The sequence below is a fragment of the Vibrio celticus genome (genome assembly GCF_024347335.1).
Classification (GTDB): Bacteria; Pseudomonadota; Gammaproteobacteria; order Enterobacterales; family Vibrionaceae; genus Vibrio; species Vibrio celticus.
Map to the genome: position 1 here is coordinate 80109 of NZ_AP025464.1, position 25668 is coordinate 105776.

Annotated in this window: 14 protein-coding genes and 3 pseudogenes; 8 read left to right on the forward strand and 9 right to left on the reverse strand. The window is 42.2% G+C overall.

The window, feature by feature from the left end:
• Positions 1–129 precede the first annotated feature (129 nt).
• The 4 genes and pseudogenes from OCV19_RS16665 (at position 130) to OCV19_RS16690 (ending at position 5665) form a co-directional block, all read left to right on the forward strand.
• The gene (locus OCV19_RS16665) at positions 130–1404 is read left to right on the forward strand and encodes an oligosaccharide MFS transporter (RefSeq protein WP_065677815.1); all 1275 of its coding nucleotides are present in this window, start codon (positions 130–132) and stop codon (positions 1402–1404) included.
• A 22-nt stretch (positions 1405–1426) separates the two neighbouring features.
• Complete coding sequence (locus OCV19_RS16670) at positions 1427–1828, forward strand: hypothetical protein (RefSeq protein WP_065677814.1); 402 nt, start codon at positions 1427–1429, stop codon at positions 1826–1828.
• A 975-nt stretch (positions 1829–2803) separates the two neighbouring features.
• Positions 2804–3964, forward strand: coding sequence for a galactokinase (gene galK / locus OCV19_RS16685; protein WP_065677813.1), 1161 nt, complete (start codon positions 2804–2806; stop codon positions 3962–3964).
• A 433-nt stretch (positions 3965–4397) separates the two neighbouring features.
• Positions 4398–5665, forward strand: a pseudogene (locus tag OCV19_RS16690) (IS4 family transposase).
• Between the two features lie 175 nt (positions 5666–5840).
• On the opposite strand, the pseudogene OCV19_RS16695 reads toward OCV19_RS16690, so the two are convergent.
• From OCV19_RS16695 to OCV19_RS16705, 3 genes and pseudogenes are all read right to left on the reverse strand, one after another.
• Positions 5841–6020 (reverse strand): annotated as a pseudogene (locus OCV19_RS16695) (transposase domain-containing protein); the annotation flags it as partial.
• A 9-nt stretch (positions 6021–6029) separates the two neighbouring features.
• A pseudogene (locus tag OCV19_RS16700) lies at positions 6030–7155 on the reverse strand (ISL3 family transposase).
• 188 nt (positions 7156–7343) lie between these two features.
• A complete protein-coding gene (locus OCV19_RS16705; RefSeq protein WP_065676848.1) occupies positions 7344–10238 on the reverse strand; it encodes a beta-galactosidase in 2895 nt (964 codons plus the stop codon).
• Positions 10239–10636: 398 nt separating this feature from the next.
• Between OCV19_RS16705 and OCV19_RS16710 the strand changes: the two genes are divergently transcribed.
• The 3 genes from OCV19_RS16710 (at position 10637) to OCV19_RS16720 (ending at position 16964) form a co-directional block, all read left to right on the forward strand.
• Positions 10637–12871, forward strand: coding sequence for a beta-galactosidase (locus OCV19_RS16710; RefSeq protein WP_240508215.1), 2235 nt, complete (start codon positions 10637–10639; stop codon positions 12869–12871).
• A gap of 64 nt (positions 12872–12935) precedes the next feature.
• On the forward strand, positions 12936–13424 hold the full coding sequence (locus OCV19_RS16715) for a hypothetical protein (RefSeq protein WP_065676850.1): 489 nt from the start codon (positions 12936–12938) through the stop codon (positions 13422–13424).
• Positions 13425–13859: 435 nt separating this feature from the next.
• On the forward strand, positions 13860–16964 hold the full coding sequence (locus OCV19_RS16720; RefSeq protein ID WP_083994335.1) for an FG-GAP-like repeat-containing protein: 3105 nt from the start codon (positions 13860–13862) through the stop codon (positions 16962–16964).
• Positions 16965–17102: 138 nt separating this feature from the next.
• Here OCV19_RS16720 and OCV19_RS16725 read toward each other — a convergent pair whose 3' ends face one another.
• The 5 genes from OCV19_RS16725 to OCV19_RS16745 form a co-directional block, all read right to left on the reverse strand.
• Positions 17103–18641, reverse strand: a complete 1539-nt coding sequence (locus OCV19_RS16725; RefSeq protein ID WP_065676851.1) for a solute:sodium symporter family transporter — start codon at positions 18639–18641, stop codon at positions 17103–17105.
• A 131-nt stretch (positions 18642–18772) separates the two neighbouring features.
• Positions 18773–19885 (reverse strand): zinc-dependent alcohol dehydrogenase, encoded by a 1113-nt coding sequence (locus OCV19_RS16730; RefSeq protein WP_206377672.1) that lies wholly within the window; start codon positions 19883–19885, stop codon positions 18773–18775.
• Between the two features lie 146 nt (positions 19886–20031).
• Complete coding sequence (locus OCV19_RS16735) at positions 20032–20871, reverse strand: class II fructose-bisphosphate aldolase (RefSeq protein WP_065676852.1); 840 nt, start codon at positions 20869–20871, stop codon at positions 20032–20034.
• 27 nt (positions 20872–20898) lie between these two features.
• Entirely contained in the window at positions 20899–22413 is a 1515-nt protein-coding gene (locus OCV19_RS16740) for an L-fucose/L-arabinose isomerase family protein (RefSeq protein WP_065676853.1), read from the reverse strand.
• A 12-nt stretch (positions 22414–22425) separates the two neighbouring features.
• Positions 22426–23331, reverse strand: a complete 906-nt coding sequence (locus tag OCV19_RS16745; RefSeq protein ID WP_065676854.1) for a carbohydrate kinase family protein — start codon at positions 23329–23331, stop codon at positions 22426–22428.
• 169 nt (positions 23332–23500) lie between these two features.
• On the opposite strand from OCV19_RS16745, the gene OCV19_RS16750 reads away from it, so the two are divergent.
• Positions 23501–24379 carry an AraC family transcriptional regulator gene (locus OCV19_RS16750; protein WP_065676855.1) on the forward strand — a complete coding sequence of 293 codons (879 nt, stop codon included), beginning with the start codon at positions 23501–23503 and terminating at the stop codon, positions 24377–24379.
• Here OCV19_RS16750 and OCV19_RS16755 read toward each other — a convergent pair whose 3' ends face one another.
• Positions 24380–25624: a LamG domain-containing protein gene (locus OCV19_RS16755; protein WP_065676856.1), complete on the reverse strand. Its 1245-nt coding sequence runs from the start codon at positions 25622–25624 to the stop codon at positions 24380–24382.
• Positions 25625–25668: the final 44 nt, after the last annotated feature.

Genomic DNA, 25668 nt, shown 5'->3' on the forward strand with positions numbered 1-25668 from the left:
TTAAATGTCATCCAATGACTCAAAGTGTTACACCTGTCACTGTATGCTAGTGTATCACCATGTATTATCAATATTACAAATTTTAGGCAGTTCAAAGTAGCGACTGTTTAGGTATATAACGGAGTAAATATGAAAACCGATTCGAATAAAGTCGCAATGGGCAAAGTTTGTCTTATGTACTTTTTTTACAACTTTTTTTGGTCTTTGAGCTCAGGTTCATTATTCGCAGTGTGGCTGAATGATAGGGTTGGTATTGACGGTTCGCAAATTGGAGTCTTGTTTGGACTACAAACTGGTATTGCCGTTTTATTTAAGCCTGCCATGGGTTATATCATGGATAAATTAGGACTTAAGAAAAATTTACTTTATTTTATTTCAATACTTAGTGTGTTAATTGGTCCATTCTATATTTATGTATATGGACCGTTGTTAAGTAATGATTCTACGTTTATCGCAGGAATTATTGTTGGGTCAATTTATCTCGGCATGTTGTTCCAAGCCGGTAGTGGTGTCATTGCTTCTTATTCAGATAGATTCGCTCGTTGCCATAGTAACGATTTTGGCTTGGTAAATGGCTTTGGTATTGCAGCTTGGGGTACGTCTGCGATTCTTGCAGGTTACCTATACAACATTAACCCAGATCTCATCTTTGTTGCGTGTAGTGTGGCTGCATTGCTTATGCTATTTTTTGCATTCTCATTGCGAGTGGGTCACTTGGACGAAGTGGACAATGAAGTATTGTCAGCTGAGAAAATACAAAAAGAAGATGTCATCAAACTCCTTAAAAATAAGAAAATGTGGGCGTTCATGACTTACGCTGGAACGATTTCGGTTGTATTTTGGACATCAATGTCACAGTTTACTCGTTATTTTATTAGTTTCTTTCCAACGCAAGAGGAAGGTATTACTTTCAGCTCAAACATGGATGGTATAACAGCTATTTTCTTGTTTGCTGTTAGTGCTAGCGTACCATTTGTTATTAAGAAAATCGGTGCGAAAGGAAGTCTACTTCTTACTGCTGTTGGTATCACATCATTCCTTTTGATGATTGGTTTTGCGGGTTTGGGTCAAAAGAATCTTTACCTAGCTATAGTAGCAAAACTATTATTTGGTATTGTTAACCCATTACTTATCGTATCTGTATTTGCCTATATTGCTGAGCAGTTTGATAAAAAGGTTAACTCTTTCACTTATATGTTTGGCTTCCAGGTTATCAATAATTTAATGACAGCGATAGCTGCGCCAGTCATGGGTACCATGTACGATTCGCATGGTTTTCCGATGAGTTATATTTACTTTGGTGTGTTTTCAGCGGTTGCAACGGTACTTGCAATATTTACTTTGAGTCGTCCACCAATAAAAGTTGATGAGCAAGATATAAACAAAGAACCCGCAGCAGCGTAAATGATCATTTGGAGTAATTGTTATGAAAATTCTATATATTGTTCGTGGTCCATTTGGTACAGGTAAAACTGAGTTTGCCAATACGATTAGTGATAATGTTGTTTCTTGCTGGGATTACTATGCAAGATATGGCAAAAATAAATACGATGAAAATTTAAAATCTTATGCTGATCAATATTGTCGAGAGTCTGTATTCAATTTAATGAAAGATAATAAAAAAAATATTGCTGTGACCAACTCGTTTTCTAAAAATAGTGATCTAGATTATTTTTATCAAGCGGCACAAAAACATGGTTATGAAGTTTTTAGTCTTTTTATGGATACAAAAGATTCAACTAAATATAAGCGTGATGCACCAGATGATGTGGTATTGAAGCAAATTATTAACTTAAAGAATAATGTCGCTTTCCATCAAACTTTTTAAGAGTTGAAAAGGGGATTTCGGTCCCTTTTCATATTGTCATCTCTAAACGGCTTTTGTTACGCAATTCAGTTTAATGAAATTATATAAATAGCTACATCCACTAAAGCTAGTAGACTTATGTATAAACCTCGTTACAAAATAAACAACTGGAAGTAATACAGCCAATCAATCATTAACCGCGGTGCTCTGGTCTTTTGGGTTTATGACGAAGCAGTAGGTGGTTGGGCGAAAATAATCAAATTTAGCTTGGGAAGTATTTTGATTCGACAATTTAGATATCACGGCAACCTCATGGTGAAACGGGTATTAATAATGCTTTACGATGCTCAGTTTTTTAAACAAGATCAAACAAATCATTATATCGAGAAGTGCTGCCAGAGTTAATTATTCGTTTTTAGTATCATTTCTCGCGAGAATAAACATATCTACTTTAGCTAAGCCAATGTTGTTTCTTTCTTAATTAGCGAATGGTATTACCTCAATGAAGTATCTATTCCTTATAGATTCTTCATTTCTCTTTGGTCGACCTAGAGCCGAGTAAATAGAAAATTTGATGATAGTGGCTTGCTCTCGCACCGTACTGGGCCGCTTGGCTATTTATATTTGTCAAAGACTCTGATTCGCTGGATGGACGAATTAACCTATGAACAACGCGATGACATTGAACTTGCGGTTCAAAAGTTGACTAGTCGTTATGACCGCCTCTTTAAATGTTTATTCCCAGCACTATGCACCGTTTTTGAACAAGGAATCGATATTGAACATTGATAGTTCCATGCGTTCCGTTGTTCTATCTACCACGACTGCATAGTGAAACAATGCGTAAATTTATCTAGCCGAGAGCCATCACGATCTAAACACAGAATAAGAACCACTGCACCTGCGTGTTTCCACTATAAAGAGCAACAGTGATTATTAGCTTTCAGAGGGGGGGGCCCCCTTTTGTATTCGACTAAACAATAGGAGGAATACCTTATGTCGCAACTAATTCAAAACGTCATGACTTCATTTGAAGCCGTTTTAGGTTATAAGCCTAGTCATATTATTCAAGCCCCTGGGCGTGTTAACCTCATCGGTGAGCATACTGACTATAACGAGGGCTTTGTCCTGCCATGCGCTGTTGACTATCAGACAGTTGTGGCCGCAACTAGGCGCGATGACAATTTGGTACGTGTTGTGTCAGTTGATTATGGCAATGCTGTTGATGAATTTGACCTAACCCAATCCATCATTTTTCAACAAGATAAGATGTGGGCTAACTATATTAGAGGCGTGGTAAAATGTCTTATCTCGCGCGGTTATGAGTTTACTGGTGTTGACATAGCCGTGGGTGGGAATGTACCACAGGGAGCGGGATTAAGTTCTTCTGCGGCCCTTGAGGTTGTTATCGGGCAAACGTTTAAGGTTTTAAATAAACTACAAATTGGCCAAGCGGAAATCGCCCTAAACGGTCAACAAGCCGAAAACGAGTTTGTTGGTTGCAAGTGTGGAATCATGGATCAGATGATTTCGGCTGAAGGACGAGAAAACCATGCGATGTTACTAGATTGCCGAACTTTAGAGACACAACTCGTTCCGATACCTGAAGACATGTCGGTGCTGATCATCAACTCTAACAAAAAACGTGGACTGGTTGATAGTGAATACAATACACGTAGAGAGCAATGTGATGCGGCAGCGCATGTGTTTGGTGTAAAAGCACTACGTGATGTTACGCTTGCACAGGTCAACGAAAAGAGTTACGAACTTGACAACGTTGTTGCTAAACGAGCACGACATGTTATTACTGAAAACAGTCGCACATTGGAAGCTGCACAAGCACTTCGTAACCATGACATGAAACGCATGGGTGAGCTGATGGCAGAATCACATGTATCTATGCGAGATGACTTTGAAATCACAGTGAAAGAGATTGATCTGTTAGTGGACATGGTGAAAGCGGTAATAGGTGATGAAGGCGGAGTACGGATGACTGGTGGTGGTTTTGGTGGTTGTGTTGTTGCGCTTGTACCACCTGCGCTAGTCGATACCGTAATTACGGTAGTGGAAGAAAACTATCAGAATGAAACGGGTATCAAAGAGTCCATTTACATTTGTAAAGCGAAAGATGGAGCTGGCCTAGTCAAGATTCTGTAAAAACTGGTGTATATGAAGGTGTCATTAGGAACAACGATAATTCAGCAAAACGCGTATGGTTATAAGCTTGCTAAGCGGTTGTGTCGCGGAGTTGTTATGAATTAGAAGCACCCTAATTTTCAGGTGCAATTAGGCAGCTACTGTGTAAATTGCTCCCAAGAAGATAAGCCTTCAGGGTTGCTGAACTAGACTGCCCTAAATTCTGTGTATTTTCCTGAACGAAGCCTTGAAGGCTAAGTATAGGCAATATGAACAATAATGCGCTTGAAGCTTTCACTAAGCAAGTTGCCACTAGAATTAAAACCCTGAGGATTTAACCGAGTTTCATAGACAGGATCTTAAGCTCTAAGCTATTTATTTAGATAGAAAAAAGGCTTCATTTATGATCAGATAATCGTCGCCAAACAAACCACCCATATCAACCGTGAAGCCGATGACGATTATCTCCCTACAAAAGCAGTTTAAGCAATTCTTTAATGCTGATAGCCTTCAAAAAATGGCGAAAAGTACAGGACTTATGAAGCGATGTCGGGCTATCTTACCCGACCAGCTAGTAGTAAGCCTAGTGGCCGCTTTGAGCAAAGGAAACTGCTCATCTATTGCCGATTTACTAAGGCAATTCAATGGGATGTGCTTAAGCGCTAAAGATACTGTGGCTTATAAGCCCTACCATAACCAGTTAAGAAAAGAAGAATTTCCGATATTCATGCGCCAATTGGCCATGCGAGCGATAGCTCAGTTTGCTCGCCAGCAGGGTGCCAACCTACCAGATAAACTCGCCACCTTTGATGATGTGCTGCTTCAAGATGGTAGCTCTTTCCACATTCATCGTGACCTTTCGAACGTTTACCCGAGCCGATTTAAACGCAATCCAGCCGCAGTTGAATGCCATATGACAATGTCTTTAAAAAGCTTTTCTCCAGTCGCAATGAGCATCAGCGCTGATACAGCATCAGAAAGAGACTTTTTGCCCGCCCCCAAAACAATGAGTAACAAATTGTTGTTGGCTGACGCAGGGTACCCTGACTTCCAATTCTTTACTGAGCTTGAACTGTATGGTGGTTTCTATATTTTCGAGGAGCAAAGTCCCTGAATCCTCATGTTATAGAAGCGAGAAACGGTCAGGGCCGGCATTTATCTAAACTAGAAGGAAAGAAGCTCAAAGACATCACTCGAGGTACTAATCGCTCACAGGTACTCGACCTTAAAGTTCGTAGTGGTAAGCAAGAATTTAGAGTGGTAAGACGTTGGTTTGCAGAAGAAAAGCGATTCTGTATTTGGTTAACTAACTTGCCTTCAGGTACCTATACTGCTGATGACATAATGGCGATCTACCGCTGTCGATGGCAGGTGGAGTTGCTTTTTAAAGAATTAAAATCTCACACAAACTGGCAACGATTTGTCACCGCACAAAAGGCCATCGTTGATGGGCTTATCTGGGCCAGTTTACTCTCGCTGATCATCAGGCGCAGTACTGCGCTTCAGATAATGCCATCGGTCTCGCTGTTTAAGGCGGCAAAAAATGTGGATGTGTGGCTGTTGCCCATATTTGAATGTATCAGCCACAAGGCATGGTCAGAAATAGGTAATAAACTGGAATGGGCCTCTAGCTATATATTTAAGAACGCACAAAAGTCCGCCCAGAGGAAGTCAAAGAAAAACATCACGTTAGACGGGATTTATGCTGGTCTTAATGCTTAAGGTTCAGTCTATGAACCGAGTTTAGTCAAATGTTGAAGAAAATAACCGGCGAAGTTGTACTCAATTTGTACTTTGGCGTTGGTCAGTGATCGTTTTAAGTGTTGTTTGAAATAGTCAATGTGCATGATGTGCTCACTAAAGAGTATCCGCCCCATGAACCCGCGGGGCGATACTATTAATGTTTGAAGTTCCAAGGTAGGAGTGCATCGAGATCTGGATCAGCTTTCACCAGTTTTTTCATACATTTGACCATATAGTCGAAAAGGATAAGACCGTTGGCTTTCGCAGTCTCGACGATGCTGTCAAGCATCACACTCGCGTCAGAACCATTGGTTGTCGTCGAGAATAACCAATTTATTTTGGTTCATCGCGGCTTTCCGGGGAAAGCCGCTTTTATCTTCAAGAAGAAGTAGTCGGTATCTCGATACCCATACCCCATTCGCTTGATTAGCTTTATCTTGTTGTTTATCCCTTCTAGGGTGCAGGTGTTTAGCGGATAACTTGCCGATGCGATAATACCGTGAAGATAAGGACTCAGTTTTCGAGCGAACTCTTTCAATGGCTTAATTCCACTCTCTTGTACTTGTGCCCCGAGTATATAAGTGGTCATTAAGTCCTTATTGATATTACAATATTTCTGTAAGATAGCGGTCTTGCCGTGGATTTAAGTTGCCTCTATTTTTCAACAACACCCAGCGTGAGCGCTTGACCCATTGCCTCGCTTTTTTATCTTGCTTGAGTTTGTTGGCTTGGTCGACTCTGACTCTATCCATGACCTCACGACCGAACTTAGCAACAACATGGAATAAGTCGTAAACGATTTTTGCGTTCGGGCAGTGCGCTTGAACTTCAAGGTCAAAAGCCGTATTCATGTCCATCGCGACCGCTTCGATATTATTGCCATGCTTGCCTAACAGCTCGAAGAACGGTCGTATGTCCTTGCGGCTACGGCCTAACCCTATCCAAATGACTTGATGAGTCTTAGCGTCAGCAATGACCGTGGCATACCTGTGCCCTTTAAAGATAGCGAACTCGTCCATGACGAGTTGCCTTAGCTCTTCCCATTTCACTGACGGTACAACTTGTCGAAGTCGGCGTTTATCTATCTCTTTAATGGTGTGCCAGTGTACGCTCGTTAACTGGGAGATATGCTTAATGGGAAGAAGAGGCAGCAGTTGTTCTATATAACTTTTTAGGCGCTTCGTGATGCGAGCATAAGGCTCTAGCCAAGATAGAGACTCTGTTTTTATGCCGCAGTCACGACACTTAATTCTTCGTGTTTGAACGGAAAGTTCAACAGGAACACCGAGCAACATGGCTTCTTTCACATGACGCCATTGATACTCATGGATAGCTTCGGCTTCAAGACCACAAAGGCACTTAGCCTCAGAGTTAGGTTTAAGAGTCAGGGTAATAAGTGATGCTGTCTGGTGAGACTTTACTATTTGAAAGCCTTCCCAGAATGAAGATAGGAAAGTATGATTCGGCATGAAAACGGTAGTTTGTGTATGATTTTTGTTTGGCGACTAAACCATATCACTTACTACCGTTTTTGTTTTTAGTTCCCGCTAATCCGCGATGAACCTAAAAATAGGGGAACCGAAGTAGGTGAATTTATTCAGATGCTGCTAACAGCATGAAGTAGCCCCTTTTAAGGGGCTATATCTAAGTAAAATGCTTATTTTAGGTCGCCGTAACGACTCTCATAAAGGGATGTATGGAATTGCTTCGCAGCGTCGACGAGTTCTTGGTACGGCGTATCAGTTACTGTTACAAAACCGTTATTGTAGTTTTCACCATCCCATGCTCTCCCTGTTACAGGAGAGTCGAGGTATTGGAACCAATGCGCGCCAACAAAGTATGGGTTGTCGACAATACTTTGCATGTAATGCTTGAACATATCACCTCGCCATTGTTGAGATTCACCACTGATTGGTCCAGGATGGAACATACCGCTGTCCATCGCACCAAAGGCAAACTCACCAATAAAACTTGGTTTATCTAACTCTTCGAGTCGACTCCAGTCCCCTTTTGACTGAAGATCATAGGCATATAGGTTATAGGACATCACATCTACATACGGTGCTGCCGCTTTTGTAGCTTCTGGTGTGACACCCCAATCAGCAAAGCGAGAGCCAAGGTAAAGATGATTTGGTAGTTCTTGCTTCACTTCTTCACTGACAATCTTGAAAAATTCATTAGCGTGCAACGTCAAGAACATTGAGAAGTCAGATTTGATGGCTTCAGTGTACTCTCCAGAAAATTGGTAACCGTTTGAAAGATCATCCCATGATGCCAGCTTCTCACCCCACGCGGTATTGAGTGCAGAAATCTCACCATATTGTTTTTTTAGTGCGTTGACATACGCGGTTTTCGCAAAGCTATCTTTTGCATCTAAACGCAACGCTCCGATGGCTAGAGAGTAATGATTTGCATCAAATTGCATATTGCCCCACGTAAGCTCATTATCAACAAATATGCCAATACACCAAGGGGAGTCAACGACATCTTGGGCAACACCCTTTGCCATGGTTTTCACCGATGTTCTAAATTCTGGGTCAAATGGGTCGTGCATTGCCCCCCAGTAATCGTTACCGGTTTTTATTTTTTGGTGGTTGCCCACAACCCATCCGTGAGCGGTGTATGGGACTTTCGTATTGCTGTAGTACCCGGTATCGGACCAGTTTCCCAATGAAGTAAAGCCCCAATCCATCATCCGAGACAGTACCACTTCTCGCCAGGTGGTTAGCGCGTCATTAAAAGAGTCAGGTGCGAATTTTCGTTGTAGGTTTGCGCCGTAAAACGAGAAGACTTCACCGTGGTCAAGAGGCCCATCATGGATCATTTTACTGTATTGATATGACTGTGCTAAAGAATCGTTGTAGTCAGGAAGCCAGCTAAACATGTTGCGTCGTAAATCAGAAAGCTGAGTTTTCTCTCCTTTTTTATCGAGATATGGAACGCCAGAAATTTCACTTGGACGATAGTTAGCGGTATCTGGTTTTTCTACTTCAGAGAAACCAATACCTGTGGTGGTAAAGGTGTCATCTAGTCTAATGTTGTCGAGGCCAGTCGCAAAGTAAAGGTAGCCTTCGGGATCAACAAGTGTCCACTTTCCTTTGACTTTCTCTGTGCGGAAATAGCCCGTTGCGTCAAGTTTAGGTCCTTTTTTCCAGCCACCAAATTTTGATCTGTCTGGCATTAACGTGGCATTTTTTATTAGGCTGATGTCTTCTTTTGCCCGTTGGGTAAGCTGCTTATCATCAGTGACTTTTTCATTCCAGTTTTCTTCCTTATATTGACCATATTGGTCAATTAAGTTTTCAAATCGTTTGGAATCTGCCGCGAGATTTGGAAGCAAAGATACTGCCGATATTTCCAGTGTGGCTTCGTTTTGAGGGTTCATTTGGAAGAGTTGAATACTAACAATGTTACTGGTGTCCAATTCATCTGCACCCCAGCCAAACCCCATTTGCTGTGCCTGATACGCCTTTCTCGGCGGCAGCCCCCTCATGCCGGCATCAAACGTTTGGTCTAAGTTCTTTAGGGTAAAATAGTACGTGCCTTCATCATTGGGTGATAACTGCACGTACCCAGTGCGACTGTGCTTAACGCCGTCTGCCTTACCGCCGAGATTGACATCCACATCATCGTCAACACGAACATAGAGTTGAATAGGTGCCTCACCAGTATATTTGAGGTCGAAGCCTAAAGTGATGTCTTCGTACTGACTCCAGTCCCACGGTTTATCTTGAGCAATCTTGACTGTTGGATAATCTTCATCTGTACCATAATGAACTTCGAGCGCCTTCTTACCATTGTGTTCCACAATGCGAACGTCAGAACCCGTATGGCGCTCAATCATGTCTAGATTGGTGTCATTAAAAGCAATGACCGGTGCAACAATATCAATAGGTGCATCGATCACTTTTGTTTCTCGTACTTCGGATTGTACTAAATCCCCCGTTCCTTGGAGAAAATCGACATTGTGAATCAATAACGTTTGTTTTTCTGCAGGTCCAACGGTGTAGAGTGTCATTTCATACAATTGACGTAAATTGAGCTCTTTTCCCCCACGATAGCCAGGCATTTCCATGGCTGAGCCACTGAAATAAAATTCGATAGTGCGTTTTTCATTAGGTTTAAGATCAACAGGGAGATCGAGTTGGTGATCAGTCGCACCCATAATACCAATGGTGTCGGCAAGCTTAATTTCGAAGTGTAGCGGGGCATCGGTTGGGTTTTCAACCTCCATTGAGAACCCACCTTGTGTGTTCCAATCCCATTTTTCATCGGGTGCAAAAATTTTCAAACCTGGCCATTTTGAGTTGGCTTCGCTTTCGCTAATGGCATCAAACTCAACGGCGAGACTGTGCCCTTGCTTTTTAAAAGTGACATGGCTTGGTTGCATTTTATCCATAATGACATCGGACGTCAGATCAAGCTTTGCTGCGGTATTTAAGGTGGTTTCATTGGCCTGTGCTGTTTGTGCTTCCACTTGTGGTGTATACACAAAGCCGCCAACGAGCGTACCAGCAATCAGAATCGATAAGGCAGATCTTTGAAGTTTCAAGAGGGACTCCTTGTTCCTGTATGATATTGGATGTTCAATATTGGTTTTGTAACATTGAATTAAAGTTCAACCAAAAGATCCACAGGTAAACCATTGTTGCTCGTAAAACTGTGACTAGCGTGACTTAAAATGATAAATTTTGAATGGAATATTTGAACCTGTCCAAATGAACGCGAAATTTATGTTTTATTTATAAAGCTTTGATAGCAGCAATGTTATGTGTTTACTGAGCTTCATCGCTTAATTATAAATAAAATGACTTTTGCGATACCGATCAAAGATTGGTTTGCTGTGTTGGGTTAGATTGGTTGATGATTCTATTAAGTGCAGCGTATTTATTATGATGCTGCCAGTTTGAGGTAACTATCTATATGTCAGTGTTAGCCAAGGAAGCCGTTATGTTTTCTGAACATGATACGTCAATTTCGTTATTTGATTTCGCAGAAGCAAGTATTCCAAGTCAATTTTCGTTTGAAAATATTGAGGCGAAGATCGTATCAAGTGGTGATGGAATTACGGCTAGTAACCATGCACTCAAAATTCATACTCATAGTAAAGAGAACTTTCATACGTCGATTGTCCTTGAGCCAAGCGATGGTGAAGTATGGGATTGGAGCTTGTTGCCTGCGTTTAGTTTTGCATTTGACGCCACCAACGTCGGTCAACGTTCAACACAGCTTTTTATCAATTTATTTGATCACAAAGGGCAGATGCACAGCCGTTGTGCCAACATTCCGTCTCAAACAAGTGACACGTATTTAGTCGAATTAAAGGGAGAGTTTCTTAAAGGAAAAACGAACTTTGATTCTGGCTTACGTTCCAACCCAGCCTCTTTTGAGACCCCGTTTACCTACGCCACTTGGATGTGGGGTTTAATGAATGTGGATTTGACGAGCATCGTCAAAATTGAATTGAGTATTCACGGTACTTTAATTGATCACGATATCGTCTTTGATAATTTTCGATTGATGTTAAACCCAGAGCCAAACCCAGCATTTTTAGAGGGTGTTATTGATCAATATGGTCAAAACCGTGATGCGTCTTATTCTGAAAAAGTCACCTCTGACGAAGATCTACTTGTTCGTACCAATAATGAATTGCAACAACTCAAAGAAGGTGCGATGCCGGATAGAGGTAAGTTTGGTGGGTACATCGATGGCCAACGCTTGAAGGCAACGGGTTTCTTTAGGACTGAAAAAATAGAGGGTAAATGGTCGCTGGTTGATCCGGAAGGCTACCCCTACTTTGCGACGGGGATTGATATCATTCGTCTTGCCAATGCTTACACCATTACTGGTGTTGACTATGACCATAATAAAGTAGAGTCACGCGCCTCCGATGATGTCACGCCAGAAGACTCAAAAGAGAAAGTTACGGTCCCATATGCTGCTAAAGAAAGTGCCCACATTGCCAATAAAGCGCGTCGTGACATATTCCAGTGGCTACCAAGTTATGAGGAACCATTGGGTGAACATTATGCCTACATGCGTGAGTTGTTTGAAGGCCCTGTCGAACGTGGTGAAACCTTCAGCTTTTATGCTGCCAACCTACAACGTAAATACGGACAAAATTATTTGGAAAAATGGCGTGAGGTCACGGTCGATAGAATGTTGAACTGGGGTTTTACGTCGCTGGGTAATTGGACAAATCCAGAATTTTACCGCAATGAAAAAATTCCTTTTTTTGCGAACGGTTGGATTATTGGTGACTTTAAAACGGTGAGCAGCGGTGATGATTTCTGGGCTGCCTTGCCTGATCCATTTGATCCAGTCTTCAGAGAGCGTGCTCGTGCGACGGTTACACAGGTACGCGAAGAGATAAAAGAAACGCCATGGTGTGTCGGCATCTTTATCGACAACGAGAAAAGCTGGGGCCGAATGGGCACCATCGAAGGTCACCACGGTATTGCGATTCATACCTTGGGTCGTGATGCAGTTGACTGTCCAACTAAATTAGTCTTTGTTGATACACTCAGAGCAAAATACAACACGATTGAAGCATTAAATGCGCGTTGGGGAACCCGCATTGTTTCATGGGACACTTTAGCCACTGGAGTTAAGGGGCTTGAGCATAATGAAGCGCAGTTAGAAGATTATGGCATGCTGCTTGAAGTGTTTGCTTCCGAGTATTTCCGTGTCGTAAATGAAGAACTCAAAGCACAATTACCCAATCATTTGTATCTGGGTGTGCGATTTGCGGATTGGGGGATGACCCCAGACGTGGTACGTGCAGCAGCGAAACACTGTGATGTTATTAGCTATAACTATTACAAAGAAGGGTTGCACCCTGAACCATGGAAATTCCTTCCCGAGATTGATATGCCGAGCATTATTGGTGAATATCATATTGGATCAAAAGACGTGGGTTTCTATCATCCAGGATTGGTCTGCGCTGCCAACCAGCAAGAGCGTAGCGAGATGTATGAGAGTTATATGCATACCGTCATCGATAATCCCTATTTCGTTGGGGCGCATTGGTTCCAATATATCGATTCACCTATTGCGGGACGTTCATTTGACGGCGAAAATTACAATGTAGGTTTCGTGTCTACTGCGGATGTGCCGTATGAACCGATGGTTGAAGCTGCGCAAAGACTTCATAGTCAAATGTACAAACGCCGTTATCAAAAATAAAAGGCGTATTAGGTAACCTTAAGGGCTGATATTCATTTATCAGCCCTTTACACGGAGAGCGTTCATGATATTACCTAGAAAAGTTGTCGCCTTTTTATTACTGAATACGATACTGTCACCTTCGTTGTTTGCCTGTGCCTTTCATGATCTTGCCACAGACAATCTGACAGAAGAATTGTCTTATACCGTTGGCTATTACATTAAAGTTGGGCGTACTCAAGGAAAAATTGAAGAACCAAATAATGACAGTATGGCGATGTACTTGTTTCTGAATTCATTAAACAAACAGTCCGGTGAAGCGACCGTTTTCGATTTTCGACAACCTATCGACGGCCACGTGTCGACCATTGATGTGACGAACAAACCTAAACTGGTCGAATACAACCCAAAGCGTCAAGTAGCGATGTTGATAACTGAAATGGATATATTATGGGGGCTAGCGAAGGGGAATTTTTCTTGGAAGTGGGTGAAATCTGAAGGATTGGCGACGATAAATGGTAGTACTGAGCAACGATCAGAATTAGATAAGATATTAAGCGAATTGTATATTTAATCAATAGCTTATAGGATGGGCTTTCATTGTCGTTAGTGCATGAAGTAACAATGATGCCTTTGTTACCATGATTATTTCTCTACATGATAATTTATATATAATCATGTTCTGTAATGTGTTTTCTTTATATTAACGGATGGTTATTCCTCCCGTTGTGCCTGTTTTGCAAGGTGATTTTCCAATTGGTTATTTCTTTATTAAAGTTATGTTATTAGTTATTAGATTCGCATTTATACTTATCAAGTGAATTTTTTAATGAGTGTTCGTACTTGTTTTTATGTTGCGACGATTCTGTAGGAAGAATTATACCCTCATGTTTTTAATATGGCTTTGCACGTCTATATAGCTCCATACGTCAATATAAACGCATGACCTTATTTTTATATAGGGTCGATGAAATAAAAATACAGAGTGTATTAACATTTAGGAAGAGCGATGAAAGAATATAAAAAAAATGTACTAACCTTATCATTACTTGGGTTGCTTTGCATATTACCAGTAACGTCATCAGCAAGTAATGCTCCGGTTATAGTTAAACCTAATCATCCACTAGAGTTTAATGAAACCATAGATAGTGCTGTTAAACGACTTGTTTTAGAACTCGATAATCAGGGTGAGTATGCGACAGTGAGTGTTTACGCGGGTGAACAATTGCTTGTCGATAATATGAATGTACCATCAAAAGGAAAACAAACCATATCGGCATTGGTGAAATTTTCAAATTTAGGTCAGGTAACATTAAAAGTAAAATCACTCACCTCCTCATTAGTCATTCATCGCTTAAGTTTAGAGACTGTGGATGACCTCATAGTACCTTATTATGAGGATATTTCAGTAAAAGCAGGGCTTGATAAGGTCAGTTCACTTAAATATGGTGGACCGTCAGTTGTTGATATAAACAATAATGGCTTTTACGATTTTGTTGTTAATAATCATAATGAAGAAAGTAGTAAACTATATTGGAACAATGGTGATGGTACCGTAACAAAACATAATAAAGACCTTTCTCGTTGGTACATGCATGACTTACACGGTACGTCATTTGCAGACTACGATAATGACGGTGATTTAGATCTAATATTAGCGCAAGGCGGCGGTAACGGTAGAAATCCATCGAGGAACAATTTTTACCACAATAATAACGGCGAATTTGTGCTTTACACCGGTGATGTTGGTATTGAAAGAGGCGCTCGAGGTCGAGGGTCTAAATGGGGAGACTTCAATAAAGATGGCAAGCTCGATTTTGTCATGATTAATGAAAGAGGACTGTACAAAGAAACGCCGCAGCATCATTTTTATGAAAATGTTGGGAACGGGAAGTTTGAACTTCGTTCAGTTGAAGGCATTGAAAATGCAACCCCAGAACGGGCATTAATTACCGATTTAAATAACGACGGGATTGATGACATCATTCTCTATGGTCACCGTGATGCGATGTCTGTGTGGTTAGGAAATGGCGACTTTACATTTACTAACATCACTTCTCAGTTTCCTAAAGCACTTCGCGATGCCAAACAAATTTCTGCCGTGGTTGATTTAGACATTGATAACAACGGCAGAACCGATTTGTATTTCGCTCGTGGCAATGAGTTTGAACACGGTCGAGGAGAAGCACCGTCGGTTGATTTTGACCCGGAAACGAAACAGTTTTCCATTAAGCCACGCCCTTATTTTGGTAAAGATCAGTGGCAGTTTACGGCGAATGGCCCCTTGAAACTGGATAACTACTATTTCCTTGGACAAAACGGGTTTCGTCACAAAGATTATCCGATATTTTTGGGTAAAGACAAACTGGCGACGGCAGTTCCTTCAGGTGGAGAGTTTGAATTCTCTGCTGAAGATGCACATGGTTGGCCTGATGATATCAATAAGAGTGGTGTCTATTTTGGACACATAGGAAACGGGCAGTGGAAAGCCGCATTAGTTCGTAAAGGGGATATTTTTTGGGCATACAAATTTAATCTGACAGGGGTGACTTCTTACGACTTAGATTTTACGCCAGAAAATCGAAATCTTAGAGATTTCTTGATTCGAAATGATGGCGATAAATTCGTTGATGTGTCCGAAGAGTGGCAGATTCCTCGTGGTGGTAATGCGCAAGGAGTGACGACGGGGGATTTTAATAACAATGGTAAGCAAGATCTTCTCGTGTATCGCTGGGGCAATGTTAACCATCGTATTTCTGATCTAATGTTGCTTAATAATAATGGTCGATTTGAAGCGGTCACTATGCATGGAGCGTCAGATGTCGGCGGTCCTGGTTATGGAGACATGGGGCAAGCGTTTGATTTTGATATGAATGGTCGAACCGATATTTTGAGTGGTAGTGAATTTGGCGAGTGGTATCTCTACAGTAACCAAACAGAAGGCATCGGCAACTATGCTTTGGTTAGAGTTGGCTATTCACCGAAAGACAATATTGACCCTATTGCGGCGACGGTCACAGTAAAAACAGCAGATGGAAAGTGGCGCAAACGAGTTGGGTCTGCGGGTGAAATTTTCTCTCAAAGTTTATTGAATATTGTTCATTTTGGTGTCGGTGATGCCAAAGAAATCGAATCCATTGTGGTGACCTGGAGAAACGGCGAATCTGTAGAGTTTAATAACAAACCGGTCAATAAACAGTATTATACCGACCAATTGGATCCTGAGTCGCTTTCGATTGAATCGCCGTTTGAACACATTCGAGAAAACACAGAACTTTCGCTTCGAACCATTCCGTCCCCGATAAACTCTGATGCTTCAGTGGTATGGTCAAGCGACAATAATGATGTCCTAGTTGTTACTCAAGATGGTGTGGTTTCTGCGGTTGGACATACGGGTCAATCTGCAACAATTTCGGCCTCAAGTCAGGTGACGGATCTCAATACTTCGCGCACATTCGAATTAGTGGATTGGTACCCGAATCCAATTCAATCTCTGGTGATCTCACCAGAGAAAACAACGTTAATCGAAGGTGAAACGATGACGCTTGATGTCGCGGTGGCTCCAGCTCAAGCGGATGATGAAACATTGAGTTGGTCAAGCAGTGATGATGCTATTGCGACGGTAAGCTCTGATGGCGTGATTAATGCTTTAAGTGCGGGTGAGGTGACTATTATTGTACAATCTAAGGTGAATACCACCATTGAAAGTGCAACCGTGTTGACCGTCGAGCCAAACATAGAGGGCTTTGTGAGCATTGTTGGCAGTGATGTGTATGCGCAGCAGCCTATTGTGATTAAAGACAATATGACGGTTAAGGTGGATTATCATGCGGGCACTGAGAATAAAGTTATCTCAGCAGATGAAGGCGGCTTACGAATTTGGTTGCGTCATTTTCAACGTAAATGGTTACCACAACGCGATATCGTGTTAGTGGAAGCTGAAGCGATTGATACCGAATCTGGGCATGCCAGTTTTACCATTCCTCTTGAAGGCGTCGTTCCAACTAACGAATTACCGGAAGGGCACTTCTACTCGCTTCGAGCGACATTTACCGCGAGTGATGGCACCATGCACAGCCATGAAATTTATCCGCTTAACTTTGTTGCTAAGTAAAGTTAATGAGTTTGAAACGGATATAATCGGATATTAGTGTAGAGAAATGATAAAGCCCGGCCTTGAAATCAAGGTCGGGCTTTATTTATTGCTTTTGCTTATTTTGCGTTGTTGCTTACGTCTAACGTGACTAATGAGTTACTTGGCAATGCCCAGAGGGGAAAATAAGATATACAACATCATCACACCAATGCAGATAACGGCTGCCGTTGGTTTAGCCATTTTCCAGTGCTCTAATTCTACAACATTCGCGACTTTAGGTTGATAGTCAGAAGCACTTGGATAAATCGAACCAATAATTAACATTAAAATGGCAGTGACAACAAATAAAATGCCTGTCAAATGTAAGAAGTGAATATCAAATTTAAACACAAACATTGAAAGAGCATAACTAATCATAAAGAAGGCGATACCAATATTAGCTGCAATTGCTGGCACTCGGCGAGTGATAAATCCGACGACAATGATGGTACACATTGGCGCCATGTAAAAGCTATTAATTGTCTGAAAATATTGGAAAAAACCCTGTGGAGCATAATAAATAAATGGTGCTACAAAGATGGAGCCGAAGCCAATGACACCACTAAATGTACGCCCAACCTTGACTAATTTAGTATCACTCGCCCCTGAATTAATAAGTGGCTTATAGACATTCAACGTAAACAGAGTAGATGTACTATGAAGTACGTTATTGAAGGAACTCAGTACGGCTCCAAATAATACCGCTGCAAAAAATCCAAGCATCGGCGCAGGTAGTACTTCGCGAACCAACGCTGGGTAAGCGGCTTCTCCAGACGGTAGTGAATCACCAAATAATGCGAATGCAATAACACCAGGTAATAGGAGATAAAATGGACCTGCAAGCTTAACCAATCCAGCCCCAAGGACTCCTTTTTGCCCTTCGGCTAAATTTTTAGCACCTAACGCACGTTGAATGATTGACTGGTTGGTTCCCCAGTAGAACAGGTTAAGAATAAGCATACCAGTGAAAAAGGTTGAGATCGGCACGGGGTCATCAGCGCCACCAATTGCATTTAATTTCTCTGGATGTTCAGTCATCAATACTTGGAAACCGTCTACAGCGCTTCCGTGTCCAAGTGCGGTTAAGCCGAAAAAAGGGATGAGAATGACACCACCAATAAGCAGTTCGACTCCATTAAATGTATCAGCATAAGTAATGGCTTTCAGACCACCGAATACGGCGTAAGAGACCCCGATAAAACCTAATGCTAAAACCATCACCCATAAACTGCCCCAGTAGGAGATGTCAAGTGCCTCAGGTACATTGAATATCCCACTTAGTGCAACAGAACCTGTGTATAAAATGGGAGGAAGAAGATTAAAAATATAACCAAACAAAAATAAGAAAGTACACACATACATTGTGCTTTTTCCATACCTGTCTTCGATAAAATCTGGAATGGTGCTAAACCCACCACTTAGGTAACGAGGTAACAAATAAAGGGCAACCAAAACTAAGGTTAAGGCAGCACATACCTCCCACGCCATAGGGGTCATGTTTGCTGTATAGCTTTGAGCATTTAATCCGACGAGTTGTTCGGTCGAAAGATTGGTAAGGATGAGTGAAGACGCGATAATTATACCGCTCAAGCCTCTTCCTGCTAAGAAGTACGAGTTTGCATCTTCTTTCTCTGTGTTTTTTTTAACTTTAACCATGAGCCAATGGCAACCATGGAGGTCAGTAGGACAAAGGTAATTGGAACTATCATATTAAGCTCTCTTTGTGTTTTTTATTCAGTTCGCCAGCTTTTTGTATCAAAAAGCTGGCTGTGTAGGGGGGGAATCATTTAATTAATCGTGATCACCTTAATGCCTTCCATGCGAATATTGGTTTCGATTGCCTCACCGAGCTCATCTAATGGAAATTCGTGAGTGACGAGCTTTTCAATGGGAAGGCCAATACGCTTAATGCCCTTCATACACTCTATTGCATTTGGGTAATCTTCTGGACTATATGCCCATGAGCCCACTAAGGTGATCTCTTTGTTACAGATATCCAAATGAGGATTCATGGTTGCTTCACCATTATCAACAAAGAAGCCAACCTCACATAGACCACCACCACGCGCTACTAATTTAAGGGCAGTAGAGGCAGCAGCAGGTACCCCGGTGCACTGGAACGCAAAGCTTGCACCTCGGCCGTTGGTCAGTGATTTGACTTGTTCAACGATGTCCGCTGTATCATCAAAGTCCATAAAGTTAATTGTCTCTGTTGCCCCTAGCTCTTTTGCTAATCGCAAGCGAGATTCTTGACCATCGATTGCAATGATCTTTTGCACTCCAAGCGTTCTGAGAACCGCAATAACAGATAGCCCAATAGGGCCCGCCCCTTGAATAAGAACCGTAGAAGCGAAGTTGATTAAATGTGTGGTTTTTGCGCGCTCTACCGCGTGGACAGCGACTGCGATCGGCTCAATAAGAATGCGTTCTTTCAAGCTAAAATCTGATACGTTAAAGAAAGTCGACCCGGGCTTTAGGACGAGGTATTCACCAAACCAACCATTAAAACGGTTCTCAGGCTGGTCGCCCATCAAACCGTAGCAACCCATGTTTTCACAAAGGTTGGTTCTGCCTGGAGTACTTACACAAGGCTCACACTCGCCGCACGGAATGATGCTGGTAATAATTTTGCTGCCAATGCCGACTGGTTTATCTGCAGTATCTGATACAATATTGCGGCCCAATTTAACTATTTCACCGGTACCTTCATGGCCAAGGACTATCGGCATAATGCCGAATGGGTCATTGCGGTATTCGTGGACATCAGTACCACATACGCCACACCCTTCGATACGGACAAGGATTTCATCGTCCATGATGCTTGGCAGAGGGTGTTCAATAAATTGAATTGTTTTGATGTCCTTAAGGACAGCAACTTTAGCTTTTTCTGGAATATACATAATGTACATTTTCCTCGTGAAATTTTAAACAAATACGGTTGCCTGCTTGAGTACCTAATTCGTGTCAAGTTGGTTGAATTTAGATATTGGGGCCCTTAGTTACAGCGATGAACTAAGGGCGGTGTTATCGAACTGAATAACCGTGTTTATAGAATGGAGTTCACCGCCTTTAAGCGGTCTAATACGACAGCTTGAACTTGAGGGATAATCTCTTTCATGATGACTGGTGGATAAGCAGAAGCGACATCTTTGGTTATTATTGCGTGGGCTTCTCGCATGTAGGTAGTATGGACAATGGTGCCAATGTTAATTTTGGCAATCCCCATGGTAATGGCTCTTTGAATATCTTCATCGGCAATTCCTGTCCCACCATGCAGTACCAGTGGATTAGAGACAGCATTGGCAATCTGTTGTAAGCGGTCAAAATGAATTTTTGGCGTTGTTGGTGTAAAACCATGAGCGGTACCAATGCCAATGGCAACGATATCTGGTCCAGCCTCTTCACATAAGGCTACGACGTCTGCTACTGATGCAAGGTAATCATCTTCACTTTTGATGATGACATCTCGTCCCATAATTTTGCCGATTTCAGCTTCTACCGAGACGCCGGCACTACGAGCGTAATCGACGACCTCTCGTGTCATTTTGATGTTGGTTTTCAGGTCACTATGAGAACCGTCAATCATGACCGAATCATAACCGTCGTCGATCGCTTGTTTACATAGATCAACGGAGGTACTGTGATCGAGATGTAGGTATATTTTTTGATTGGCAATTCGTTCAAAACCATCCACCATTTTACGACATAAGTACGTACCATTTAGCTCTGCAACAGGTGGATACGTCATTGCCATAAATGGTAGGTCTAACTCATTCGCCGCTAATGCAACAGCATGAAGATCATAAATATCGTTGATATTAAAGCCAGCAAGACAACGTTGTTCTGCACGATACTGGTTGAGTAGCGTAGTTAAGTTTGTAGACATAATTCAATTCCAGAGTGTTGTGTAACGTTAAAAATCAAGTTTCTTTGGTAGACCACGACCCGTCGTTTGGGCGGCTGTCGCTGGCAATTCATTGATACCAGACCAATAGTTAAATTCACGTAGGTCTTCAAGAAGGTGACCTCGCGCCACAACCCAGTGATGATCCATACCGTGATTCATTATGGAGCTGGCGACAGATTTAGAGTTAAGCTCTGTTGGCACGACTTCGCCGTAGCAACCTCTATAGCGCATTGGCGATTCAACGAGATTGCCTTCAAATGAGAAGATTGTTGACGCATGAGGATACTGATACTTCGCGATGGTAACGGGGCCTGTTTCTTGTAAAAACTCGAACAACATGCCGTAGGAAGTCTCAGGATCGTAATTGTCCAGTATGCTGTGATTTCGTATTTCCAGCTGACATCCGTCACGCATCAACTTGGTTGACGTACCGCCGCAATGCCACATACCAATCTTATTTTCACTATGATTGACGAATGAAAAATCCATGAGTGTAGGTAAGGCTTCACCTACCGTGATTTCATTAAATATGGTCATGGTAAGTAAAGCTCCCATGTCCGATTCATCGGCAACAGGGATCCCAAGGTCTTGCACCAATGAGCCTGCACCATCACCTGATATGCCGTAGTTATCAAACAGTTCAGGCCAATTTTTCAAGGCCACACCGATGTAACCTTCTTTGTTTGCGTAGTCGGCTATAGCCAGAGCCAGTCGAACTGACTTCTTCAATTCATCGCGCTTTACATCGCACTTATGTACTTTTGGCGAATTGACCAGCTTATCGACTAATGGGTTCAATATGTCATCATGGTATTTAGCTTCGCCATGCAGCCAAATGGTATGCATATCAATGCGTTCTACTGCCAAACCAAAATGTTTGGCAATTGACATTTCGTTGAGCTCACAATCATAGAATCCGGGAACACGCATTCCCCCTACCATCAGCAATTTTGCGTGTTTTAAACGTGCTTTTGCTGATGTAGTACGAATGAAGCGACCTAATGACTCGTTCAGGCTTTCTGCACCAGGCTCTTCAAATATCCAAGAATATTGAACTTCCATGGATGAAAGATTATTCAACAAGAAATTTTGTCCACACAAGCGGTTTGCCGTCAGGCTTCCACCTGTTGTCTCTGTATGCGACCAGCTTAATATGGGTACATTGTGGTCGGCTAACCAAAGTGCTAATGCTAGCGCTAAATCACCTTGTATGTATGAAGCTTGGTAGACGATAAGCGCTTTCATACCTTGCGCGTAGTAACTTTCTAACAGCGCTAGCATCTGTTCTTTGGTTTGAATAGGCTCGTCTTCGGCAAGCATGGAGTTGTACTGGGAAAAGACTCCCGCGACATCAGACACCGCTTGTTTATAAGACTGTTTGGCTTTCGTCCAATCAAAATGCAGCTCGAAACCAATGCCAATGAATCCTACAGGTACATTGCTGTAGTTGGCTTTAGGTGCGATAAGAGATTTCATTTCTTGTTCAAGTAGTCCAGCACGAAGCGGAAATTTAGTCGTCATTAGGTTCACCTGTTATTGATAATTTTGGATAAAGGATTTAACTTCTGAAGGCGATGGGAAATACGTTCGACCACCAAAGTAGGTTGCGACGATAGCGGCAAACGCCGACGCAAAAATCATTCTTTCGGTCAAGGTGTCACCTTGAATTAGGCTGTAAGCATAAGCCGCATGATAAGCGTCTCCACAACCAGTGGTATCCACGACGGCGACCTCAAAACATGGCTGGTGGATGCTTTTTCCCTGTTGTCGCGCCCAGCTACCATTAGCCCCGTCAGTAATGACGAGCTGCGCGTCACTTAGCTGACTAAGAGTGTCGAGGCAGGTTTCAGGGTCTTCTTCATTGGAGATCAACTGTGCGGCTTCAAGCGGTAAAATTACGTGGCTACCTAGTTTGAGCATGGTTTCAAGTTGGTTGAGGTTACCGACTTCCATATCAATGATAGAAGGAATACCTTTCTCTTTGGCGAGCTCGAGCAATGCGATATTACCTTCGACGTCATAGCCATCGACATACAACAGTTTTGTGTTATCAAGCCATGTAGGCTGAATATCGGCCGCTACAAGAGCTCGATACCCTTGGGTGGTATAGAACACTGTCCTTTCACCCGATGTGGCATCGACTTGCACCAACGCTGTCGCGGGGATCATATTGGGTTCGCAGAGCATTAAACTGGTATCAACATTCCATCGATTCAGTTCATCACGTGCAATACTGCTTTGTGCGTTGTTACCTAGGTAGCCGAGAAATGCGGTATTTAGTCCGAGAGTTGCCATACCACACGCCCCATTGCCAGCAGGTGCTCCTCCTTGAATAATAATATTGTCCACTTTGTGTTTGCTACCGTAGTTGTACTCCTCAGGTAGTGTCACAAGCAGATCAATAACATTGAGACCTGAAACCAAAACATCAAATGTCATTTGATTGCTCCATCATAAGAATGTGTGTTGTTGATATCAGATTACGAGCAATTTATGAGATAAGTTAAATACTCAATTAGATTAATTGTGTACTATTTTTCCTTTAGTGATATTTTGGTGGTCTAAATGTTGGAAAATAAGAACTTGATCATGTTTTTTGAGGGATACAATGAGACCAATACTTGAACATGTACCTAACACGGAACAGCAGTCTCTGTTTTTTAATCGTTATGAAAAAACCAGCTTTACCTTTCCTTGGCATTACCATCCGCAATGGGAACTTAATTATATTATTGAGGGAACGGGTTCGGCTTATACTGGTAACACTGTTCGTCATTTCGTTGCCAACGAACTAGCCTTGATTGCACCAAACGTTCCGCATTGTTGGAAAAGTAATGTCGGGACACAAAGTGGTGTGAAGTCGATATTTGTCCAATGGGATAATCGTTTTCTGGGTGATAATTGGCTCGAAAAACCAGAATTTACGAGTATCAAAACCATGTTTGAAGGGTGTAAAGCTGGGTTATCTTTTCATCATTCTAATGCCCTTGGCAGTCGTATCATTGAGTTACAACTGAAAAGTCCATTTAAACGAATGTTAGGGTTTATTGATTTATTGCATGACTTGAGTATGCAAACCAACGTCATGCCATTAGGGCAGGGGTCAATGGTCACACCCTCTATGGTTGCGGATAAAAGAATTATTGCTATTTTGGATTACGTCAGCGAGCATTATGTGCGAAAAATATCGGCGGAAAATATGGCAACATTAACCAATATGACGCCGGTGTCTTTTAGCAAATTCTTTGCGCGAACCTTTGGAAAGACGTTTACTCAGTTTGTCAACGAATACCGAATAAGTCAGGCGTGCACTCTACTGATATCGACTCGACTGACCGTAGAACAAATTGCCGATCAATGTGGTTACCAAAATATGTCGTTTTTTCATCGGCAGTTTAAAATATTACAAGGAGGGGTGACGCCGATTGCATTTCGTGCGTCCTACCTGCAAGTGACTGATGAGACATCTGCAGATAGGACGTCGTGACTATTTTTTGACGGGCTTAAAGACGCGGATCCAATCGACTAACATTTTGTTTCGGCCTGTGGTATCACTAAGCTCTTCGTCCGTTGGGTTTGATGTCCACCAGCTTTGCAGTTCATTATTAATAATAATATCCATTGGCTTGTTGAACCCTTTACCATCTTGATAATTGTATGGGTCAATAACCGAAGTCGGTGAGCGTTCACTTGCTTGCTTTAAATAGGCAAAGTTAAATTCTCCTTGCTCTTTTTTGTAGATATCAACCGCTTGATAACCCTTACCATCGTTAGACAACTTTTTGTTGCCGTTCACTTTTGGGTAGCTGTAAGTCCATGTCCACTCACCACGATTAAACATTTTTGTGGCAAAGGCATTATTGTAGACAACACGAACGAGTTCGCCGTTGATATAGTATTCAAAGTGAAAAGGGTTCACCCAGTTAACGCCAATTTGAATGTATTGACGATCGCCATTGTTCCACGTGTAATCTCCCCAACTTGCGTGACCTTCACGATCGCCTAGCCACCAGCTGTTAGTGTCTCGAGGCTGGTAATCTGTAAACGGGTCACGAATAAATGAGTGATGACTAAGATGAATATATTGTGAGAAATGACCATTATTGTTGTCTTTTCCAGGATACGCTTCAAGAATGTCAATCTCTTGCGTATCATCAGGGCTTAGTAACCATACTGCCGTTGCGAGTGAAATATCAGCAAGACTTACACTTGCTTCCACAAAGACAGGATACAACACCTGAGTATTCGAAGTGATACATCCTGCATTAACTCCCGGCTTTCCTTGTTTTTCTGTACTTGGGTTCCGTGATAGGTGGAATTCAAGATTACCGTCTTGGACACCAATGTGATCGTGTTTCCAGTAGGTGGCACCTGGTCCATCCCAAGCGTTGTGGTAAAAGTTGTACCATTTACCATCACCAAAATCAGCACGTTCAGAGGTTCGCTCGAATGTGTACTTGAAGTCATCAGAGATATGAGTTTGTGCTTGCCATTGCTGCTGGTCGCCAGCTGCCGCCGGAACATCGAGTAATAAGTAGTCACCGGAGGTTGGATCAAGTCCAATGGCCTTATAACCGTTTTTCGACGCAGAAGTCAGCTCAGTTGTACTGTTTGGGCCGGGTTGGGCCGAAATAACACGTTCATAGCCTGTTAATGCCGGTTTGCTGTTTGTTGATGCACAACCGGCTAAGGCAATAGCGATCGATGTAATAATAAAGGTGTTCTTTTTCATTGAGATTGCATCCGTGATATCAAATCATAAACAAAAAATGCCAA